The sequence below is a fragment of the Thermomonas fusca genome (assembly GCF_005862345.1).
Lineage (GTDB): Bacteria > Pseudomonadota > Gammaproteobacteria > Xanthomonadales > Xanthomonadaceae > Thermomonas > Thermomonas fusca.
The window spans coordinates 230,069-249,933 of sequence record NZ_SROY01000001.1; the positions used below are offsets into that span (position 1 = coordinate 230,069).

General features: G+C 69.8%; 17 protein-coding genes. 7 read left to right on the forward strand and 10 right to left on the reverse strand.

Annotated features, from left to right (window positions below):
* Window positions 1-3: 3 nt before the first annotated feature.
* Entirely contained in the window at window positions 4-1,521 is a 1,518-nt protein-coding gene (gene scpC / locus E5S66_RS01040) for a succinyl-CoA:acetate CoA-transferase ScpC (RefSeq protein ID WP_138346762.1), read from the reverse strand.
* Window positions 1,522-1,654: 133 nt separating this feature from the next.
* Here scpC and E5S66_RS01045 point away from each other — a divergent pair, with 133 nt between their 5' ends.
* From E5S66_RS01045 to E5S66_RS01065, 5 genes are all read left to right on the forward strand, one after another.
* Entirely contained in the window at window positions 1,655-2,677 is a 1,023-nt protein-coding gene (locus E5S66_RS01045) for a TIGR00266 family protein (RefSeq protein WP_138346763.1), read from the forward strand.
* A gap of 196 nt (window positions 2,678-2,873) precedes the next feature.
* Window positions 2,874-3,332 (forward strand): glycine zipper domain-containing protein, encoded by a 459-nt coding sequence (locus E5S66_RS01050; protein WP_138346765.1) that lies wholly within the window; start codon window positions 2,874-2,876, stop codon window positions 3,330-3,332.
* Window positions 3,333-3,428: 96 nt separating this feature from the next.
* On the forward strand, window positions 3,429-4,037 hold the full coding sequence (folE, locus tag E5S66_RS01055) for a GTP cyclohydrolase I FolE (protein ID WP_138346766.1): 609 nt from the start codon (window positions 3,429-3,431) through the stop codon (window positions 4,035-4,037).
* A 62-nt stretch (window positions 4,038-4,099) separates the two neighbouring features.
* Entirely contained in the window at window positions 4,100-4,693 is a 594-nt protein-coding gene (locus E5S66_RS01060; RefSeq protein ID WP_138346768.1) for a DUF2239 family protein, read from the forward strand.
* A gap of 47 nt (window positions 4,694-4,740) precedes the next feature.
* Window positions 4,741-6,018, forward strand: a complete 1,278-nt coding sequence (locus tag E5S66_RS01065) for a TCR/Tet family MFS transporter (RefSeq protein WP_246037097.1) — start codon at window positions 4,741-4,743, stop codon at window positions 6,016-6,018.
* A 19-nt stretch (window positions 6,019-6,037) separates the two neighbouring features.
* Here E5S66_RS01065 and E5S66_RS01070 read toward each other — a convergent pair whose 3' ends face one another.
* The gene (locus E5S66_RS01070) at window positions 6,038-6,334 is read right to left on the reverse strand and encodes an I78 family peptidase inhibitor (protein WP_138346772.1); all 297 of its coding nucleotides are present in this window, start codon (window positions 6,332-6,334) and stop codon (window positions 6,038-6,040) included.
* A gap of 133 nt (window positions 6,335-6,467) precedes the next feature.
* Here E5S66_RS01070 and E5S66_RS01075 point away from each other — a divergent pair, with 133 nt between their 5' ends.
* Window positions 6,468-8,363: a M61 family metallopeptidase gene (locus E5S66_RS01075; protein ID WP_138346774.1), complete on the forward strand. Its 1,896-nt coding sequence runs from the start codon at window positions 6,468-6,470 to the stop codon at window positions 8,361-8,363.
* Between the two features lie 7 nt (window positions 8,364-8,370).
* On the opposite strand, the gene yjjJ is transcribed toward E5S66_RS01075, so the two are convergent.
* From yjjJ to E5S66_RS01095, 4 genes are all read right to left on the reverse strand, one after another.
* Window positions 8,371-9,729: a type II toxin-antitoxin system HipA family toxin YjjJ gene (gene yjjJ / locus E5S66_RS01080; RefSeq protein ID WP_138346776.1), complete on the reverse strand. Its 1,359-nt coding sequence runs from the start codon at window positions 9,727-9,729 to the stop codon at window positions 8,371-8,373.
* A gap of 116 nt (window positions 9,730-9,845) precedes the next feature.
* Entirely contained in the window at window positions 9,846-10,046 is a 201-nt protein-coding gene (locus E5S66_RS01085) for a DUF6537 domain-containing protein (protein WP_138346777.1), read from the reverse strand.
* 22 nt (window positions 10,047-10,068) lie between these two features.
* Complete coding sequence (locus E5S66_RS01090; protein WP_138346779.1) at window positions 10,069-10,998, reverse strand: hypothetical protein; 930 nt, start codon at window positions 10,996-10,998, stop codon at window positions 10,069-10,071.
* 149 nt (window positions 10,999-11,147) lie between these two features.
* A complete protein-coding gene (locus tag E5S66_RS01095; protein WP_425472156.1) occupies window positions 11,148-14,792 on the reverse strand; it encodes an indolepyruvate ferredoxin oxidoreductase family protein in 3,645 nt (1,214 codons plus the stop codon).
* A 228-nt stretch (window positions 14,793-15,020) separates the two neighbouring features.
* Between E5S66_RS01095 and E5S66_RS01100 the strand changes: the two genes are divergently transcribed.
* The gene (locus E5S66_RS01100; protein ID WP_138346783.1) at window positions 15,021-16,955 is read left to right on the forward strand and encodes a cytochrome c/FTR1 family iron permease; all 1,935 of its coding nucleotides are present in this window, start codon (window positions 15,021-15,023) and stop codon (window positions 16,953-16,955) included.
* 3 nt (window positions 16,956-16,958) lie between these two features.
* Here E5S66_RS01100 and nagA read toward each other — a convergent pair whose 3' ends face one another.
* The 4 genes from nagA to lptM are packed head-to-tail and all read right to left on the reverse strand — an operon-like array spanning window position 16,959 to window position 19,841.
* Window positions 16,959-18,092 (reverse strand): N-acetylglucosamine-6-phosphate deacetylase, encoded by a 1,134-nt coding sequence (gene nagA / locus E5S66_RS01105; protein ID WP_138346785.1) that lies wholly within the window; start codon window positions 18,090-18,092, stop codon window positions 16,959-16,961.
* Window positions 18,093-18,113: 21 nt separating this feature from the next.
* Window positions 18,114-18,791 carry a DUF484 family protein gene (locus E5S66_RS01110; protein ID WP_138347773.1) on the reverse strand — a complete coding sequence of 226 codons (678 nt, stop codon included), beginning with the start codon at window positions 18,789-18,791 and terminating at the stop codon, window positions 18,114-18,116.
* Between the two features lie 2 nt (window positions 18,792-18,793).
* On the reverse strand, window positions 18,794-19,642 hold the full coding sequence (dapF, locus tag E5S66_RS01115; protein WP_138346787.1) for a diaminopimelate epimerase: 849 nt from the start codon (window positions 19,640-19,642) through the stop codon (window positions 18,794-18,796).
* A gap of 7 nt (window positions 19,643-19,649) precedes the next feature.
* A complete protein-coding gene (gene lptM, locus E5S66_RS01120; RefSeq protein ID WP_138346789.1) occupies window positions 19,650-19,841 on the reverse strand; it encodes an LPS translocon maturation chaperone LptM in 192 nt (63 codons plus the stop codon).
* Window positions 19,842-19,865: the final 24 nt, after the last annotated feature.

The following is a 19,865-nucleotide window of genomic DNA, read 5'->3' on the forward strand; positions in this document are numbered from 1 at the left end:
GGCTCAGCCGGCCTGCATCGTCCCGGTGTCCAGCCAGCGCTGGTGCCACGACAGCGCCTCGGGCAACAGGTGCGGCGTGTGCTTGCCGTAGCTGTCGCGGCAGGCGCGGTCGAAATAGTCCTGCAGCGCGTCGCGGTAATCGGGGTGCGCGCAATGGGCGATCACCGCACGCGCGCGCTGCTTGGGCGAGAGCCCGCGCAAGTCGGCCAGGCCCTGCTCGGTGACGATCACCGCAACGTCGTGCTCGGTGTGGTCGACGTGGCTGACCATCGGCACGATCGACGAGATCGTGCCGTTCTTGGCGGTGGAGGCACTGAGGAAGATCGACAGGAAGCCGTTGCGGGCGAAATCGCCGGAACCGCCGATCCCGTTCATGATGCTGCTGCCCATCACGTGGGTGGAATTGATGTTGCCGTACAGGTCGGCCTCGATCATCCCGTTCATGCCGATGCAGCCCAGCCGCCGCACCATCTCCGGATGGTTGGAGATCTCCTGCGTGCGCATCACGATGCGGCTGCGGTAGAAATCGAGGTTGCGGCGGAATTCCTCGTTCGCCGCCGGGCTGAGCGCGAAACCGGTGCAAGAGGCGTAGCGCAGCACGCCCGATTTCAGCAGGTCCAGCATGCCGTCCTGGATCACCTCGGTGTAGGCCTCGAGGTCGCGCAGGCCGCTGGCGCCAAGCCCGGCCAGCACCGCGTTGGGGATGTTGCCCACGCCCGACTGCAGCGGCAGCAGATTGGCCGGCAGGCGGCCGCGCGCCACTTCGTGCTTGAGGAACTCGATCAGGTGGCCGGCGATGCGCTGGCTGTCGGCGTCGATGGGGTTGAACGGACTGTTGCGGTCGGGCGCGTCGGTCAGCACCACCGCGGCGATCTTGTCCGGGTCGCAGCGCAGTGTGGTCTGGCCGATGCGCTCGTCGCCGCGCACCATCGGGATCGGCCGGCGATGCGGCGGCAGCGCGGTGCCGTAGTAGATGTCGTGCATGCCCAGCAGCTCGACCGGCTGCCACTGGTTGACCTCGATGATGACCCGCTGCGCCAGGTCCAGCCAGGTCTTGTTGTTGCCCACCGAGGTGGTGGGGACCAGCGCGCCGTCCTCCAGGATCGCCGCCACTTCCACCACCGCGGTGTCGATCTGGTTGTAGAAGCCGAACCAGACGTGCTGCGCCACATGCGAGAGGTGGATGTCCAGGTAGTCCAGCGCGCCGGCGTTGATGCGCTGGCGCGCGCCGGGGTCGCTCTGGAACGGCATCCGCATCGCCAGCCCGTCCACCTGCGCCAGCGCGCCGTCCAGCTCGGGCGCGGTGGACGCGCCGGTGAGCAGGTTGATGCGGAACGCCTCGCCGCGCGCATGCGCCGCCTCGATATGGCTGGCCAGCGCCTGCGGCACCGCCTTCGGATAGCCGGAGCCGGTGAAGCCGCTCATCGCGACGGTTTCGCCGGGCCGGATCAGCGCCGCGGCCTGGGCGGCACTGGCCACGCGTTCGCGCAGGCCGGCGTGGAGGATGCGTTGCTCGGGCATGTCGTTGTATGCGGAAACGGGCGCCCATTATCCGCCGTGGCGGCCCCGCCGGGCGCGGCCCGGACCGTGACGGTGTGTCCCGCAAACGGGCGCGTTTACACTGGCACCTTGTCCCCCTGCCAAGGAAAGCACCATGAGCCAGTGGTTCCTGCACGACCCGTCCGCCAACCGCCGCCTCGGCCCGATGGACGCCGACGCCGCGCGCGCCGAGGCCGCGCGCAATCCCTCGCTACTCGCGTGGAAGGAAGGCATGGGCGATTGGCTGCCGGTGCGCAACATCGCCGAGCTGTACGACTCGGCGCCCGGCGGCGTGGCCGGCGCGCCGCCGCCGCCGCCGCGCAACGGCGGCAAGGGCCGCAGCGACGAGATCGATTTCAAGATCCACGGCCAGGAAATGCAGTTCGTCGAGATCGAACTGGATCCGGGCGAGAGCGCGATCGCCGAAGCCGGCGCGCTGATGTTCAAGGACAGCGCGGTGCAGATGGACACCGTGTTCGGCGACGGCTCGGCCTCCGGCCAGGCCGGCGGCTTCATGGACAAGCTGCTGTCGGCCGGCAAGCGCGTCATCACCGGCGAAAGCCTGTTCACCACGCTGTACACCCACGCCGGCAGCGGCAAGGCCAAGGTCGCGTTCGCCGCGCCGTATCCGGGCACGGTGATGGCGATGAAGCTGGACGAGCACGGCGGCCGCATCATCTGCCAGAAGGACAGCTTCCTGGCCGGCGCGCGCGGCGTGCAGGTGGGCGTGCACTTCCAGAAGAAGATCCTCACCGGCCTGTTCGGCGGCGAAGGTTTCATCATGCAGAAACTCGAAGGCGACGGCTGGGTGTTCATCCACGCCGGCGGCTGCGTGGTGGAGCGCGAGCTGGCCGCGGGCGAGCGCATCGACGTCGACACCGGCTGCGTGGTCGGCTTCCACGCCAGCGTCAACATGGACGTGCGCCCGGTCGCCGGCCTGAAGTCGATGTTCTTCGGCGGCGAAGGCGTGTTCCTGGCCACCCTCACCGGCCCCGGCAAGGTGTGGCTGCAGTCGCTGCCGTTCTCGCGCCTGGCCGGCCGCATGCTGGCGGCGGCGCCGCAGAGCGGCGGCAGCCGCGGCGAAGGTTCGGTGCTGGGCGGGATCGGCCGCATCCTCGACGGCGACAATTCCTTCTGACCATGATCGCGGCCGCCGCGTGCGAGAGCGGCGGCCGCGCATTGCGGTTCGTGCAGTCGCCTTCACCACCATGAGCGGTTCATGAGCCTCCACATGGGGCTAACGGAAAGTTCATCGCCTGAAGACAGCGCCGGGTGCAACTTGGCCCGGTCGGCAACAGCCGGCTCCCCCAACGGAAACATCCAAGGAGCGCGACATGACTGTCAAGAAGGATCACAGCATCGGTGAAGGTACGGGCGCGGTTGCGGGCGCGATCACGGGCGCGGCCGTCGGTTCGGCCGCCGGCCCGGTCGGCACCGTGGTCGGTGCGATCGCCGGCGGTGCGCTGGGCGCCAAGGGCGGCGGCGCGGTGGCGGAGGCCATCAACCCGACCGAATACAACCGTCACTTCGAGAGCAACTACAAGAGCGCGCCGTACTACGTGAGCGGCAGCGAGTGGCGTGACTACGAGCCGGCCTACAAGTACGGCTACGACACCTACGGCCAGTACGGTGGCCGCAAGTTCGAGGACGTGGAAACCGACCTCGAGCGCAACTGGGAGGCCACCAAGGCGAACTCGCGCCTGGCGTGGTCCGAGGCCAAGGGTGCGGTGCGCGACGGTTGGCACCACATCGAGCGCGCCATGCCGGGCGATGCGGACCGCGACGGCCGCTGAGTCCTGCCACCGAGCGATGACAAGGCCGCCTCCGGGCGGCCTTTTTGCTGGACGCGGTAACATGCGCGGCCGTCCACGCCCGATCCTGGAGCCACGATGTCCGACGCCCCCCGCGAGGATTCCCGCCACGACGTCACCCGCCAGCAGGCCGAGGATGCCGTGCGCACGCTGCTGCGCTGGGCCGGGGACGACCCGACGCGCGAAGGCCTGCTGGACACGCCGCGACGGGTGGCCAAGGCCTACGAGGACTGGTTCAGCGGCTATGCGCTGGATCCGGACGACTACATGGCCCGCACCTTCGAGGAAGTGGGCGGCTACGACGAGATGATCGTGCTGCGCGACATCGAGTACGAAAGCCACTGCGAGCACCACATGGCGCCGATCATCGGCAAGGTCCACATCGGCTACCTGCCGGACGGCAAGGTGGTGGGCATCAGCAAGCTGGCGCGGGTGGTCGAAGCCTATGCGCGGCGCTTCCAGGTGCAGGAAAAGATGACCGCGCAGATCGCCGGCTGCATCCAGCGCGCGCTGCAGCCGCGTGGCGTGGGCGTGGTGGTGGTGGGCGCGCACGAATGCATGACCACGCGCGGCATCCACAAGCGCGGGGTGAGCATGGTGACGTCGAAAATGCTGGGCAGTTTCCGCGACGATGCGCGCACCCGCGCCGAGTTCCTGCGCTTCATCGAGGTCGGCCCGGGCCGCTGAGCACCGCTTGTTCTGGCTTATTTAATCCGGGTAATATTGACCTTCCCGCCCGGAGATCCGTCGTGGTCAGCCCGTCCCTGCGTTGCACCGCCTTTTCCGGCAGCTACCGGATCGCCAGCGGCGAGCTGCGCCACGTCGCGCTGAAAGCCAAGCAGGCCTTCGATGCGCAGCCGGAGCGGCCGGTGCTGGTGTTCGACGACGCCGACGCGCGCACCCTCGAGCTGCCGCTGGAACTGCCGTCGGCCGACCTGCTGGCGTGGCTGTCCAGCCCGCAGACCCTGCACGACGACAACCCCGAACCGGAGCGGCCGCGCCGCCCCGGCCGGCCCAAGCTGGGGGTGGTGCCGCGCGAGGTGACCCTGCTGCCGCGCCACTGGGACTGGCTGGCGGCGCAGCCCGGCGGCGCCTCGGTGGCGCTGCGCCGGCTGGTGGACGCAGCGCGCAAGGTGTCGGTGGAGGATGACCGCCACCGCGCCGCGCAGGAAACCACCTACCGCTTCATGCAGGCAATGGCCGGCAACGAGGCCGGCTTCGAGGACGCCACCCGCGCGCTGTTTGCCGGTGACTACGGGCGCTTCCAGGCCGGCATCGCGCGCTGGCCGGATGACGTGCGCGAACACGTGGAATGGCTGGCGACGGACGCCTTCGTCGCCTGATCCACCGCGCGCCGGCGCGGCAACAACGGACCCCAAGGATTTCCCGCTTGAACGCCACTTCCGCTCCCGGCGCGCGCAAGGCCGCGCTCGCCTTCATCTTCGTCACCGTGCTGATCGACGTGATCGCGTTCGGGGTGATCATCCCGGTGCTGCCGCACCTGGTGGAACAGATGGTCGGCGGCGACCTGTCCACCGCCGCCTACTGGACCGGCGTGTTCGCGTTCGCATTCTCGGCCGTGCAGTTCTTCTGCACGCCGATCCAGGGCGCGCTGTCCGACCGCTTCGGCCGCCGCCCGGTGATCCTGCTGTCCTGCTTCGGGCTGGCCGCGGACTTCGTGTTCATGGCGCTGGCGCCCACGCTGGGCTGGCTGTTCGTGGGCCGGCTGCTGTCGGCGGCCACCTCGGCCAGCTTCTCCACCGCCAACGCCTACATCGCCGATGTGGTGCCGGCGGAGCAGCGCGCGAAAAGCTTCGGCATGATCGGCGCGGCGTTCGGGCTGGGCTTCATCGTCGGCCCGCTGATCGGCGGCGTGCTGGGCGACATCAACCATCGGTTGCCGTTCTGGTTCGCCGCCGGGCTGGCCCTGCTGAACTTCCTGTACGGCCTGTTCGTGCTGCCGGAATCGCTGCCGCGGGAGCGCCGCACCGCGCGCTTCGACTGGAAGCACGCACGCCCGATGGGTGGCGTGCGGATGCTGCTGGAACACCCGCGCATCTGGGCGCTGGTGGCGGTGGTGTTCATCGCCAACTTCGCCCACTACGTCTATCCCAGCACCTTCGTGCTGTTCGCCGACGCCGCGTTCGGCTGGAAGGAAAAGCAGGCCGGTTACGTGCTGGCGGCGGTGGGCGTGTGCAGCGTGATCGTCAACGTGGCGCTGGTGGGGCGGCTGGTGAAGGCGCTGGGCGAGCGCCGCGCGATGCTGCTGGGGCTGGCCTGCGGCACCGTCGGCTTCGTGCTGTACGGGCTGGCCGGCGCGGGCTGGGTATTCCTGATCGGCCTGCCGATCAGCGCGCTGTGGGCGGTGGCCGGGCCGGCGACGATGGCGCTGATCACCCGCCAGGTGCCGGCCAACGAACAGGGCCGCATCCAGGGTTCGCTGGGCAGCCTGGTCTCGCTGGCCGGGATCATGGCGCCGGCGCTGTTCGCCGGCTCGTTCGGGTTCTTCATCGGCCCGCGCGCGCCGGTGCACCTGCCCGGGGTGGCGTTCCTGATCGCCGCGCTGCTGCTGGCGACCGCCGCCATCGTGGCGTGGCGCTACACCGATCGCGCGCACCTCGGTGCGGACGCGGCCCCCGACGTGCAGGGCATCGACGAGCGCGTCTGAGCAGCCGTCCTCGCCGCGCTCAGCCGCAGCTGACCCGCTCGATCGTGCCGTTCGCATCCTGCAGCACGTTCACCCGGTCCCCGCGGTATTCCAGGGTGACCATCTGGTCTGGCTTGAGCGCACGCACCAGGTTGGCGCCGCTGGCCTTGCGCACCGCCTCGATATTGGCGGCGGTGGCGGGCAAGCCCACGTAACGCTGGGCCGCATCGGCACTGCAGGTCATCGGCATGTCCGCCGCGGGCGGCGGCGTGGCGGGCGGGCTGGCGCAGGCGGCCAGCAACAGCAGCGGGGACAGCAGCGACAGGCGCAGGTTCATGGGCAGGCTCGCGGAAATGTGACGCGCCCATCATGTCGCCGCGCCAATGAACCTCCCGTACATGCCTTTCGGCAGGGGGGCGCGCCCGGTGCGGCCAGTAGCATGCGGGTTTGACCGTCCTAACGGAGTTGCCATGACCCGCCGCCGCCTGCTGCCCCTCGCCCTTTCCCTCGTGCTTGCCGGTGGCGCGCATGCCCAGGCCACGGTGCCGCAGCCGCAGGACGTTCCGTATGCGCCGGGGATGATGAAAGTGGAGGTGGACGCCACCAATCTTTCGCAGCGCATCTTCCATATCAAGCAGACCATCCCGGCGCAGACCGGCCCGCTGACCCTGCTGTTTCCGCGCTGGGTGCCGGGCGGGCATTCGCCGCGCAACGGGCTGGACGACATCGCCGGCCTGACCTTCAGGGCCAACGGCCAGAAGCTGGACTGGAAGCGCGACACGCTGGAAGTGGGCGCGTTCCACCTGCTGGTGCCGGACGGCGTGACCGAGATCACCGCCGAGTTCGACCTGCTCACCGCCACCGGCCCCGGCCAGGGCCGCGTGGTGATGACGCCGAACATGCTCAACATCCAGTTCATCTCGACCTCGCTGTACCCGGCCGGCCACTACATGAGCCGGATCATGGTCGACCCGCGCGTCACCTATCCGGCCGGCTGGACCGCGTTCACCGCCCTGCACGAGGACGGCCGCAGCGGCGACACCGTCGATTACGAGAACGTGCCCTACGACATCTTCGTCGACTCGCCGGTGTACGCCGGCCGCCACGCGAAGAACATCGACCTGACCCCGGCCGGCAAGCCGCAGGTGATGCTGGGCGTCGTTGCCGATGCGCCGAAATATCTGGAAGCCAAGCCGGAACAGGTGGCGATCCACAAGAAGATGGTCGATCAGGCGATGAAGCTGTTCGGCGCGCAGCACTACGATCACTACCAGTTCCTGTTCTCGCTGTCCGACCAGATGGGCGGCAACGGCCTGGAGCACCAGCGCAGCAGCGAGAACGGCGTCGGCACCGACTACTTCACCGGCTGGAAGGAGAAGCAGGGCTTCACCGACCTGCTGGCGCACGAGTTCGTGCATTCCTGGAACGGCAAGTACCGCCGCGGCAAGGACCTGTGGGTGCCGAACCTCAACACGCCGATGCAGGACAGCCTGCTGTGGGTGTACGAGGGCCAGACCCAGTACTGGGGCAACGTGCTGGCCGCGCGCAGCGGCATGCGCCCGCTGCCGGCCTCGATCGACGCGCTGGCGCTGGTCGCCGCCACCTATGCCGACAACCGCCCGGGGCTTTCGTGGCGCGGCATCCAGGACACCACCAACGACCCGATCGTGGTCGGCCGCGGCGCGCGCGCCTATCTCAACTACCAGATGAGCGAGGACTACTACCGCGGCGGCCAGATGATCTGGCTGGAAGCCGACGCGCTGATACGCGCCGGCAGCAACGGCAAGCGTTCGCTGGATGATTTCGCCAGGGCGTTCTTCGGCGTCAACGACGGCGAATGGAAGGTGCAGAACACCTACACCTTCGAGGACGTGGTGGCCACGCTCAACGGCGTGCATCCGCACGACTGGGCGAAGTTCCTGCGCGACCGCCTCGACGGCAAGACCGGCCTGGCCGGCGGCATCGAGGCCAGCGGCTGGAAGCTGGTCTACAAGGACGAACCCAACGCCTATGCGAAGGGCGCGGGCAGCCGCGGCGGCGCCGACTTCACCTATTCGATCGGGCTGTCGATCGGCAAGGACGGCAGCATCGGCGACGTGCGCTGGGACGGCCCCGCGTTCAACGCCGGCCTCGGCAGCGGCACGCAGGTGATCGCGGTCAACGGCATGGCCTATGACGGCGAGGCACTGGAAGACGCGATCAAGGCGGCCAAGACCGGCAAGGCGCCGATCGAACTGCTGGTCAAGGAGTTCGACCGCTACCGCACGGTCAAGATCGACTACCACGGCGGCCTGCGCCATCCGCACCTGGTGCGGATCGAAGGCAAGCCGGACTACCTGACGCCGATCCTGAGCGCGCGCAGGTAAGCGCGCCTCAGCCGAAACGCGCGCGGGCGGCTTCCAGCCTGCGCGCCTGCGTTTCGGCGATGTGCCTGATCTCGCCGGAGAGGCCGGCGTCCGCGGCGGCGCGCTGCCAGAACACCAGCGCCATCTGCGCGGCTTCCCGCCACGGCGTTTGCTGTTCGGGCACCGGCAGCGGCAGGTCAAGCACGCGTGCCACCACCTCGCCGCTGGCTGCCGGGCGCAGCGCCATCGGCAGCATGTCGTAGCTGGGTGCCAGCGTCAGCGGACGGGTGTCGGCCAGCAGCAGGCTGGCATTGCCAAGATGCATGTCGCTGTTGCCGATCAGGCTCCCGAACCAGCCCAGCAGGGCAAGCCTGCGCGCATCGTTCGCGTCCAGCCAGCCGTCGCGCTGCAGCTGCGGCGCGAACCGCCACCAATCGATGCGGCCATGGCCGTAATGCGCGGCATCCAGCGCAGCCAGCGATACCAGCCCGTGACGCCCAAGCGCAGGCGTGCGGTCGAAGCGGGTGGATTGCAGGAACACCCGTCCGTCGGCTTCGAGCAGCTCGCTTTCCGCCGCCGGGATGGCGTGCGCGCGCAGCACCTCGCCGGCAAGGTGTTCGCAGCGCAGGAGGTCGGCCCAGCGCTGCGCCGCCGGCGTGCCGCGGCGTTCGCTGAACTTCACGATCACCGCTCGATGCCCGGCGTCGCCGCGCAGCAGCGCGGTGAACTTGGGCTGTTCGCCGCCAGCCGAGGAGCCGACGTCCTGGCCGCTCAGCGCGGCTTCCGCCAACGCTGGATAGCGCGCTGGGCGCTCGGACATGGCGATGGCCTCCGTCGCCAGCGTGGCCCGCAGTGCGCGCAGCAGCGCGGCGTCCCCCAGCACCAGGTCGCCAGGCGCGTCATCGCCATGGCGCAGCAAGGCCAGCACCACATCGTCGGCGCGCCAGCGAGCCAGGTCGTCCGGGGCGCCGATGTCGATGGCGACGCGGCGTGCGAAAGCACGGCCCAGGAAACCCTGCGGACGCTGGTCATCGAGAAACCAGGGCAGGCCGGGGAACAGCCCATCGGCAAAGCCATGCAGCGGCCGCGCAGGCGCAAAGTGGAAGCCGTCACCATGCAGCGCCCGCAGTTCACCCAGCGTTTCCGGCTGCCCGTCGGGCCGGATGCGATGCAGCGGCCAACGCAGTCCCGCCCGCGCGATCTCGCGCGCCAGGGCATAGCGGCTGGCGCGGGCGCGGCCGATGCGGACGATGCGCTCACCGGCGCTTCCCAGCAGGCGCGAGATGGTGGGCTGGCTGACACCCAACGCCTGTGCCAACGTGGCGGCCGGCAGCGGGCCGTCGCGGCGAAGCAGGGTTTCCAGCGCGGCTTGACGGGCGTCGGCCATGCATCGATTGCATAGATATTTGAATGGATAGTCAAGCCAATAGTCGCTTAGCTATCTGTTTTCAAATGTGTTATGCAGGAATCACGCTCAATCCTTGAATAGATATTCGAATTGATTTACATCCCCCGCACGATCCGCAGCCACTCCTTGAGCAGCCGCGCAAGCTGGGCGCGGGCCTTGTGCTGGTGCGGCTCCTTGACGTGGCCGAAGCCGCGGTTGTGTTCCGGCACGCCGGCGATCTCGGGGGCCAGGTCCACGTTGCCGGCGCCCCGCCTGTCCAGCAGCGCGCTGACGGTCTTCTGGTACGCGCCGATCAACGCTGCTCCGCCCACTTGGGGGCTACTGCGCGGCGAGCCACTCCACGTACGACTCGAAGTGGTGCACCGCGAACCCGCCGAAGCCGGCGTGCCCGGCGTAGGCGCCGGCAGTCTGCGCCAGCGCCTGTTCCAGCTGCGCGTCGGTGTTGTCGAAGAACGTCACCTTGTCGATCTCGTTGGGAGCGGTCTCCACCCCGATCACCACGCGCTTGCCGCGCAGCGCCGCCGCGTCGATCTCCGCGCGCGCGTGGGCGATGATCCCGTCGCTGCCGTCGGCGCGGTCGCGGTAGTCCATCAGCACCGCGTGGTCGAACACGTCCAGCACGTGTTCGTGCATGTACTGGGTGCGCCGGTTCCACTTCACCCGCAGGCCGTCGTACCAGAACGGAATCGCCGGGCCGACCTGCAGCGCCGATTGCCCGGAACGTCGCTTCATGTCCATCAGGCTGCGGCCGAGGTCGAGGAATTGCGTCAGCAGCTTGGTCTTCTGGCTTGACCACGCATTCAGCAGATGCGGCTCGATGTCCAGACTCACGCCCTCGAAACGCTCCGCCGGCAGCGCGCTGGCGTTGTAGTCCAGCACGCCCTGGAACTGCGCCTCCGCGATCGCGCGCCGCTGCGCCGCGGTGTAGGCATCACTGTTGAGGTGGCCGGACCCCAGCAGCGCGTGCGGATGGATGCCGTTGGCCCGCAGGCGCGACAGCAGCACGCGGTATGCAGCCGGGTCGTTCGCCAGCCGGTTGCTGGCCGGGTAGGGCTCCACGTAGAGGTACACGGTGGAAATGCCGCGTCCGCGCAGGAAGGCGATGGCGTCGCCGGCGTATGCGGGGTCGTCCAGCCAACCGTTGCTGGCATCCTCCCAGACCCAGACCGCGCGCTCGGCGGCGTGCAACGCCGGGGCGGACAACAGGGCAAGCAATGCAAGCAGCAGGGCGTGGACATGGGTGCGCATCGAGGTGTCCCGGAAGTTGACCCGGGATCACGCTAGCACCGCGAATCCTTGCACCGCCGTGACGCCAGCCACGTTTCCGCATGCGGCGGATACCGCCTGTCGGCACGCTGCCGCCGCCCGGATTCGCATCCGGGCAGCAAGCCGCCGGCTCACGCCGCCTGAACGATCCGCAGCGGGTTGTCCCACTCCTTGAGCAGCCGCGCCAGCTGGGCGCGGGCCTTGTGCAGGTGCGCTTCCTTGACGTGGCCGAAGCCGCGGATGTGTTCCGGCACGCTGGCGATCTCGGCGGCGAGGTCGACGTTGCCGGCGTCCAGCCTGTCCAGCAGCGCGCTCACGGTCTTCTGGTACTCGCCGATCAGCGCGCGCTCGCCGCGACGCTCGGCGGTGTAGCCGAACACGTCCAGCGGGGTGCCGCGCAGGCCCTTGAACCTGGCCAGCACGCGGAACGCGGTGAACACCCAGGCGCCGTATTCCTTTTTCACCAGCTGGCCCTGCGCGTTCTTTTTCGCCAGCAGCGGCGGCGCGAGGTGGAACTTCAGCTTGAAGTCGCCCTCGAACTGCGCCTCCAGCTGCTTGCGGAAATCGCCGCTGGTGTACAGCCGCGCCACTTCGTATTCGTCCTTGTAGGCCATCAGCTTGAAGAAGTAGCGGGCCACGGCTTCGGACAGGTCGCTGCTGCCCGGCGCCTTCGCGGTTTCGGCGGCGCGCACCTTGTTGACGAAATCGACATAGCGCTTGGCATAACCGGCGCTCTGGTAGCTGGTGAGGAAAGCGACGCGGCGCGCGATCACCTCGTCCAGCGAACGCGACAGGCGCGCGTCGTCCAGCGGCGCGAAGACGCTGCCGGCATCGCCGCTGGCCGGCACGTGGCGCAGCGCATCTTCGTTGCGCAGCGTTGCCGCCTGCGGCATCAGCCCGGATTCGCTGCCTTCGTTCGGCGTGGCGCCGAGCATCGGCAGCGCATGCGCGGTGGCTTCGGCCTTGGTAGGCGCGTTGCGCACGATGCCGGCGGCCTCGACCACCGCGGCCAGGTCCACCACCGCCAGGCGACCCCAGGCGAACGCGGTCTTGTTCATCTCGATGGCGGCGCCGTTGAGCTCGATGGCGCGCATCAGCGCCTCGTGCGAAATCGGCACCAGCCCCTGCTGCCACGCATAGCCGAGGATGAACAGGTTGGCGGCGATGGCATCGCCGATCAGCGCGGTGGCGATCTGGGTGGCGTCGATCTGCAGCGGTGCCTGTCCGCCCAGCGCGGTGGCGATCGCCTTGACGATGTCGGCGGCGGGGAACTGCATGTCCGGGCGGGTGGTGAAGGTGCCCGGCATCGCCTCGTAGGTGTTGACCACCACGGTGCTGCGCTCGGGGCGGATCTTGGACAGCACCCAGTAGTCGTTGACCACCACCATGTCGCAGCCCAGCACCAGGTCGGCCTCGCCGGCGGCGATGCGCACGGCGTGGATGTCGGCCGGCGTCCGGGCGATGCGGATGTGGGTGGTGACGGCGCCGCCCTTCTGCGCCAGCCCGGTCTGGTCGAGCACCGTCGCGCCCTTGCCTTCCAGATGCCCGGCCATGCCCAGCAGCGCACCGATGGTCACCACGCCGGTGCCGCCGACGCCGGTGATGAGGATGTTCCAGGGCTGGGACAGGTCGGTGCGCGCGGCGGGCGCGGGCAGGTTGGCCAGCAGGCTGGCGGCGTCGACCTTCTTGCCCTTGCGCACCTTGCCGCCGTGCACGGTCACGAAGCTGGGGCAGAAGCCTTCGACGCAGCTGAAGTCCTTGTTGCAGTCGCTCTGGTTGATCGCGCGCTTGCGGCCGTATTCGGTTTCCTTCGGCGTCACCGACACGCAGAAGCTCTTGGCGCCGCAGTCGCCGCAGCCTTCGCAGACCAGTGAATTCACCATGACGCGTTTTTGCGGATCGACCAGCTTGCCGCGCTTGCGGCGGCGGCGCTTCTCGGTGGCGCAGGTCTGGTCAAAGATCAGGATGGACGTGCCCTTCACCTCGCGCAGCATCTTCTGCACCGCGTCCAGCTCGCGGCGATCGTGGAAACTCACGCCGGCCGGGAAGATCGACGGGTCGGTCCACTTGTCGATGTCGTCGCTGACGAGGGCGATGGTCTGCACCCCCTCGGCGCGCATCTGGTGGGCGATTTGCGGCACGGTCAGGGTGCCGTCCACCGGCTGCCCGCCGGTCATCGCCACCGCGTCGTTGTAGAGGATCTTGTAGGTGATGTTGACGCCGGCCGCGATGGCCTGGCGGATCGCCAGCGAGCCGCTGTGGAAATAGGTGCCGTCGCCGAGGTTCTGGAAGATGTGCGCGGTGTCGGTGAACGGCGCCTGCCCCGCCCACGTCACGCCTTCGCCGCCCATGTGGGTGAAGGTGTCGGTGCTGCGGTCCATCCACGTCACCATGTAGTGGCAGCCGATGCCGCCCTGTGCGCGCGAGCCCTCCGGCACCTTGGTGGAGGTGTTGTGCGGGCAGCCGCTGCAGTAGTGCGGCACGCGCGGGAAATTGGCGCGCGGCAGCGCCAGCTCGCCTTCCTTCTGCGCCATCCACGCCAGCACCGCGTCGATGCGTTCGCTCTGGTGGAAGCGCTGCAGGCGGCGGCCGATCACGCCGGCGATGGTGGCCGGGGTCAGCTCGCCGGTGGACGGCAGGATCCAGTTGCCGGCCTCGTCGTACTTGCCGACGATGGACGGCCTGGCGCCCCAGCTGTCCGGCCAGTTGTAGAACTGCTCCTTCATCTGGCGCTCGATGAAAGCCTTCTTCTCCTCGACCACGAGGATGTCTTCCAGCCCGCGCGCGAAGCGTTCGATCCCGACCGGCTCCAGCGGCCAGGTCATCGCCACCTTGTAGACGCGGATGCCGAGCTCAAAGCAGGCGGCCTCGTCGAGGCCCAGGTATTCCAGCGCCTGCAGCACGTCGAGGTAGGACTTGCCGGTGGTGACGATGCCCAGCCGCGCCTTCGGCGAATCGATCACCACCCGGTCGAGCCTGTTGGCGCGCGCGAACGCCTGCGCGGCCTTCACCGCGTAGCGGTGCAGGCGCATCTCCTGCTCCATCGGCGGATCCGGCCAGCGGATGCCGAGGCCACCGGCGGGCATTTCGAAATCGTCGTCGCCCGGCAGCACGATTTGCAGCGCATGCGGATCGACGTCGACCGAGGCGGAGGATTCCACCGTCTCGGCGATCGTCTTGAAGCCCACCCAGCGCCCGGTGTAGCGGCTCATCGCCCAGCCCAGCACGCCCATGTCGAGGATGTCCTGCACGCCGGCCGGGTTGAGCACCGGCATCATCGCGCTGACGAATTCGTCCTCGCTGCCGTGCGGCAGGGTGGAGCTGCGGCAGGCGTGGTCGTCGGCGGCCAGCGCCAGCACGCCGCCGTGGGCGGAGGTGCCGGCGGCGTTGGCGTGCTTGAACACATCGCCGCAGCGGTCCACGCCCGGGCCCTTGCCGTACCACATGGCGAACACGCCATCGTGCTTCGCGCCCGGGAACAGGCCCGGCTGCTGGGTGCCCCAGACCATGGTGGCGCCGAGGTCCTCGTTGAGGCCGGGGGTGAACTTCACCGACGCGCCCTCCAGGTACTTCTTGGCCCGCCACAGTTCCAGATCGAAGCCGCCCAGCGGGCTGCCGCGATAGCCGGAAACGAAGCCGGCGGTGTTCAGCCCGGCGCGCTCGTCGCGCAGCTTCTGCACCAGCGGCAGCCGCACCAGCGCCTGCACGCCCGACAGGTAGATCCGGCCCTGGGTGCGGCGGTATTTGTCCTCCAGCGTGTAGTCGGTGTCCAGCACGTCGTGCGTCAGCAGCGACTTGGCGGATTCGGGCGAGGACAGTTCGGCGGTGCTGGTCATGGCGGACTCCGGAAACGACAGAACGCCGCGGCTTGGGCGGCGTTCGAGCAAAGACTCGGGATTTTACCAGCGCAGCAAGGCCGGGGTTTTGCCATGGCATTGTTTGATTTTGATTCTCATTCGCGAATTAGGGATACACTGTCCGCCTCGCTTGACCGGGATATCGCGATGCTGGCCCGCTGGTTCACCTGCCTGTTGGTACTGCTGCTGTCGGCTGCAGCCGCGGCCGCGCAGCCGGGGGATGCCGACGTGCGCCAGGCCTGGCAGCTGCTGGATTACATCGCGGTGGACTACGGCGGCGCGGTGGCCGATGGCAAGGTGGTCAGTGACGGCGAATACGCGGAAATGCGCGAGTTCTCCACCACCGCGCGCGAACGCATCGGCGCGCTGGCGGACAATCCTCGGCGCGGTGTGCTGCTGGCGCAGGCGGATGGGCTGATCGCGCTGGTGCAGCGCCGGGCCGATGCGGCGCAGGTCGCGCAGGCTGCGCATGCGCTGGCTGACGGGTTGCTGGCGGCCTACGGGGACGGCAGCACGGCGATGCCGACGCCGGAGCCCGCCTCCGCGGCCAGCCTGTATGCCGCGCAGTGCGCCGGCTGCCACGGCGCCAGCGGGCGCGGCGACGGCCCGGCCGCCGTCGGCATGGTGCCGGCGCCGATCGATTTCACCGACATGGCGCGGGCGACCCAGCGCAGCCCGCTGGCGCTGTACGAGGCGATCAGCCGCGGCGTGGCCGGCACCGCGATGCCGGCGTATGCGCAGCTGGACGAGGCGCAGCGCTGGGCGCTGGCGTTCCACGTCGGCGGCATGGCCTTCGACGCCGCCACCCGCCGCGAGGGCGAAGCGCTGTGGGCGCAGGACGATGGCCGGCTGCACGCCGCGCTGCCCTCGCTGCAGGCGCTGGTGCGCAGCAGCCCGGCGCAGTTGACGCAGGTGCTGGATGCCCGTCAGGCCGCCGCCATCACCGCATTCCTGCGCGCGCAGCCGCAGGCGCTGCAGCAGGCAGGCGACGCCAAGCCGGCCACGCTGGCGCTCGCGCGCAGCCAGCTGCAGGCCACCCTGCGTGCGTATGCCGACGGCGATCGCAAGCGGGCGGCGGCGCTGGCGCTGTCGGCCTACCTCGATGGGGTGGAGCCGGTGGAGCCGCTGCTGGCCGCACGCGATGCCCCGCTGCTGCGCGGGATTGAAACCGCGATGGGCAAGCTGCGCTCGGACATCAGCGCGGGGGCCGGCATCGACGCGATCCGCCAGGACGCGGCGCAGGCAACGCTGCTGTTCGACCGCGCCGACCGGGTGCTGCAGGAGGGACGCGGCGACGTCACCGCGGCCTTCCTCGGCAGCTTCGCCATCCTGCTGCGCGAAGGACTGGAAGCGCTGCTGGTGGTGATCGGCATGATCGCCTTCCTGCGCAAGAGCGGCCGCCGCGAGGCGCTGCCGTGGGTGCACGCGGGCTGGTCGCTGGCGCTGGTGGCCGGCGGCATCACCTGGGCGCTGGCGACCTGGCTGGTCGACATCAGCGGCGCCAGCCGCGAGCTGACCGAAGGCCTGTCGTCGCTGTTCGCGGCGCTGGTGCTGTTGGGCGTGGGCATCTGGATGCACCAGAAGAGTCTGGCCGGACGCTGGCAGCACTATCTACAGGCGCGCATGGCGGCGGCGCTGGGACGGCGCTCGCTGTGGTTCCTGTTCGTGCTGGCGTTCGTGGCGGTGTACCGCGAGGTGTTCGAAACCATCCTGTTCTATGCCGCGATGTGGACGCCGGACACCGCGCGCGCGATCCTCGCCGGGCTGGCGGCCGGGGTGGCGCTGCTGGCGCTGATCGCGTGGGCCCTGCTGCGGCTGGGCATGCGCCTGCCGATCGGCAAGTTCTTCGCCTGGAGCTCGGCGCTGATCGCGGTGCTGGCGGTGGTGCTGGCCGGCAAGGGCGTCGCCGCACTGCAAGAGGCGGGCTGGATCGGACTGGGCGCGGTGGCCGCGCCGCGCGTGGACTGGCTGGGCGTGTTCCCGACCTGGCAGACGCTGCTGGCGCAGCTGCTGGTGCTGCTGGTGGCCGCGGCCGGCTTCTGGATCAACCAGCGCGGCGGGCGCACCGCCGGCGCGGCGTAGCGCTCATTCGTCGCCGCCGATCCAGCAGCGCTGCACGTTGACCCCGGCATCCAGCAGCACCAGGTCGGCGCGGTAGCCGGGCGCGATCCGCCCCAATTCGCCGCCCAAGCCAAGGAACTCCGCCGGGTACTGCGACGCCATCCGGCAGGCTTCGTCCAGCGGCAGTCCCAGCAGGCGCTCGGTATTGCGAACGGCGCTGGCCATGTCCAGCGCGGAGCCGGCCAGCGCGCCGGCGGCATTGCGCACCACGCCGTCGACGGCGGTGATGGTTTCGCCGTAGAGGTCGAAGCTGGGGGTGGCGCCGCCGACCATCGGCATCGCGTCGGTCACCAGCAGCACCTTGCCCTGCGGTTTGGCGGCAATGGCCACCTTCAGGCTGGCCGGATGCACGTGCACGCCGTCGACGATCACCCCGCACCAGCTGCCGGCATCCTCCAGCGCCGCACCGACCACGCCGGGCTCGCGGCCCTGCAGGGGAGTCATCGCGTTGTAGAGATGGGTGAAGCCGGCAATGCCCGCATCGAGGCCGGCGCGGGTTTGCTCGTAACTGGCGGCGGTGTGGCCGGCGCAGACGATCGCACCGCGCTCGACCAGCGCACGGATCGTCTCCATCGGCACGCATTCCGGCGCCAGCGTGATGACGGTGACGCCGTTGTCCAGCGACGCCGCCATCGCGATTTCCGCCGCATCCGGCACGCGGAACTTGCCGGCATCGTGGGTGCCCTTGCGCGCCGGCGCGAGGTACGGTCCTTCCAGGTGGATGCCGAGCACGCCGCGCACGCCCTGGGCGATGGCGCTGCGGGCGGCTTCGATCGCGCGGCGCATCACCGCGGCGTCATCGCTGATCAGGGTGGGCAGGAAACCGGTGGTGCCGAAGCGGCGATGCGCGCGGCCGATGGCGGCGATGCCTTCGACGCTGGTGTCGTTGTTGAACAGCACGCCGCCGCCGCCGTTGACCTGCACGTCGATGAAGCCGGGCACCAGCCAGCCGCCCTGCAGGTCGATGCGTTCGCCGCGCGCCGGCGGCTCGCCGTGCAGCAGCGCGACGACGTGGCCGTCCTCGACCACCACGCAGGCATCGCGCTCGAAGCCGCGCGCGGTAAGGACGTGGCCGTTGTGGAAGATGCGGGTGGTCATGCGCAGCGCCTGCGCGTGGCCTCAGCCGAAACGCCGCAGTCCGGCCGCCAGTGCCTCGCCCATCATGCGCAGGAACAGCGTGCCCATGCCGGGGAAGAAGCGGTTGGCGTCGCGGCTGCCCACCGCCACCAGGCCCACGCCGGGCAGCGCCAGCAGCGCGGAGCTCTGCACCTCGTCGGCGCGCACGCCGTACAGCAGCGCGTTCTTGTCCGGGTGCAGGCGGCCGCAGACCGGCTCGCCGGCGGCGATGATGTCGCGGAAGCCTTCCACCCGCGGGTGGTCCTCGGCGATGTGCTGGAACCAGTCCGCATCTTCCAGCCCGTCGACGGCGCGGAAGCCGACGATGCGCACCAGGTCGCCGTGGAAGTCCTCGGCCAGCGCCGCCGCCATCGCGCGCAGGGTGCTGGCCGCGCTGTCCTGCTTCAGCAGCGCGAGGGTGAGCTGGTGCGTGCGCACCGCCAGCCGCTCGTTTTCCTGCGCATTGGCGAACAGCTCGTGCAGGCGCTTGGTCAGCTCGCGGTTCTTCTCGCGCAGGATGTCCAGCTGGTAGCTGGCCAGCGAGGCGGTGGGACCGTTCTCGCGCGGCACCACCAGGGTCAGCGCCAGGTCCGGGAATTGCTGCAGGAAGGCCGGGTGGCGGCGCAGCCAGGCCGCCACTTCGTGCGCACCGAGCTTCTCGGTGGCGTCGTTGAAATCCATCGTCACGGTTGCTCCTGGGAAAGCAGGTTGCCTTCGAACACGAATGCGGCCGGGCCGGCCATGAACACGCTGTTGGCGGCGGTATCGTGGCGGATGCGCAGGGTGCCGCCGGGCAGCTCCACCGCCACCTCGGCATCGGCCTGCACGCGGCCGCGCCGCGCCAGTACCGCCACCGCCGCGCAGGCGCCGCTGCCGCAAGCCAGCGTCTCGCCGACGCCGCGCTCGAACACGCGCAGGCGGATGCGGTCCGGCGCCAGCACCTGGGCGAAACCGACGTTGGCCGACGCCGGGAACATCGCGCTGGCCTGCACGGCCGGGCCGATGCGGGCGACATCGGCGGCCGCCGCGTCGGCGACCTCGATCACCGCATGCGGGTTGCCCATGGACACCGCGCCGAAGCGCAGGGTTTCGCCGTCAAGGGCGAGCATGTATTCGTCGTGTTCGCCGTCGACGCCGGCCAGCGGGATCGCCGCCGGGGCGAAGCGCGGCGCGCCCATGTCGATGACGAAACCGCCCTCGCCGTCGTGTTGCACCGGATGCACGCCAGCCGGGCTTTCGATGGTGAACCCCGCATCCGCGGGCGCAGCCCCATCTCGCACCAGCCAGGCGGCGACGCAGCGCGCGCCGTTGCCGCATTGGCCGGAGGCCGAACCATCGGCATTCCAGATCCGGTAGGCGGCGATGCTGCCGGCGCTGCGCGGCGGCTCGATGGTCAGGATCTGGTCGCAGCCGACGCCGAAGTGACGGTCGCCCAGCCGCGCGCACTGCGCCGGCGTGGGTGCGGGCAGGCCGCCGCGCAGGTCCAGCACGACGAAGTCGTTGCCGGCGCCGTGCATCTTGCTGAAACGCATGGCCGGCTCAGGGCTGGCTGACGGGGGTGCCGGCGTCAGCGTTGGCCGGCGGTTCCGCCACGGGCGCGGCCGGGGTTTCGGCCGGGGTTTCCACGGCAGGCGCAGCGGCGGGCTGTTCGGGCAACACCAGCGGGCCCTTGTTGCCGCAGGCGGCCAGCAGGCAGGACAGGAGCGAGAGCAGGACAAGGCGCTTGGTCATCGCCGCAGTGTACCCGCGCGTCCG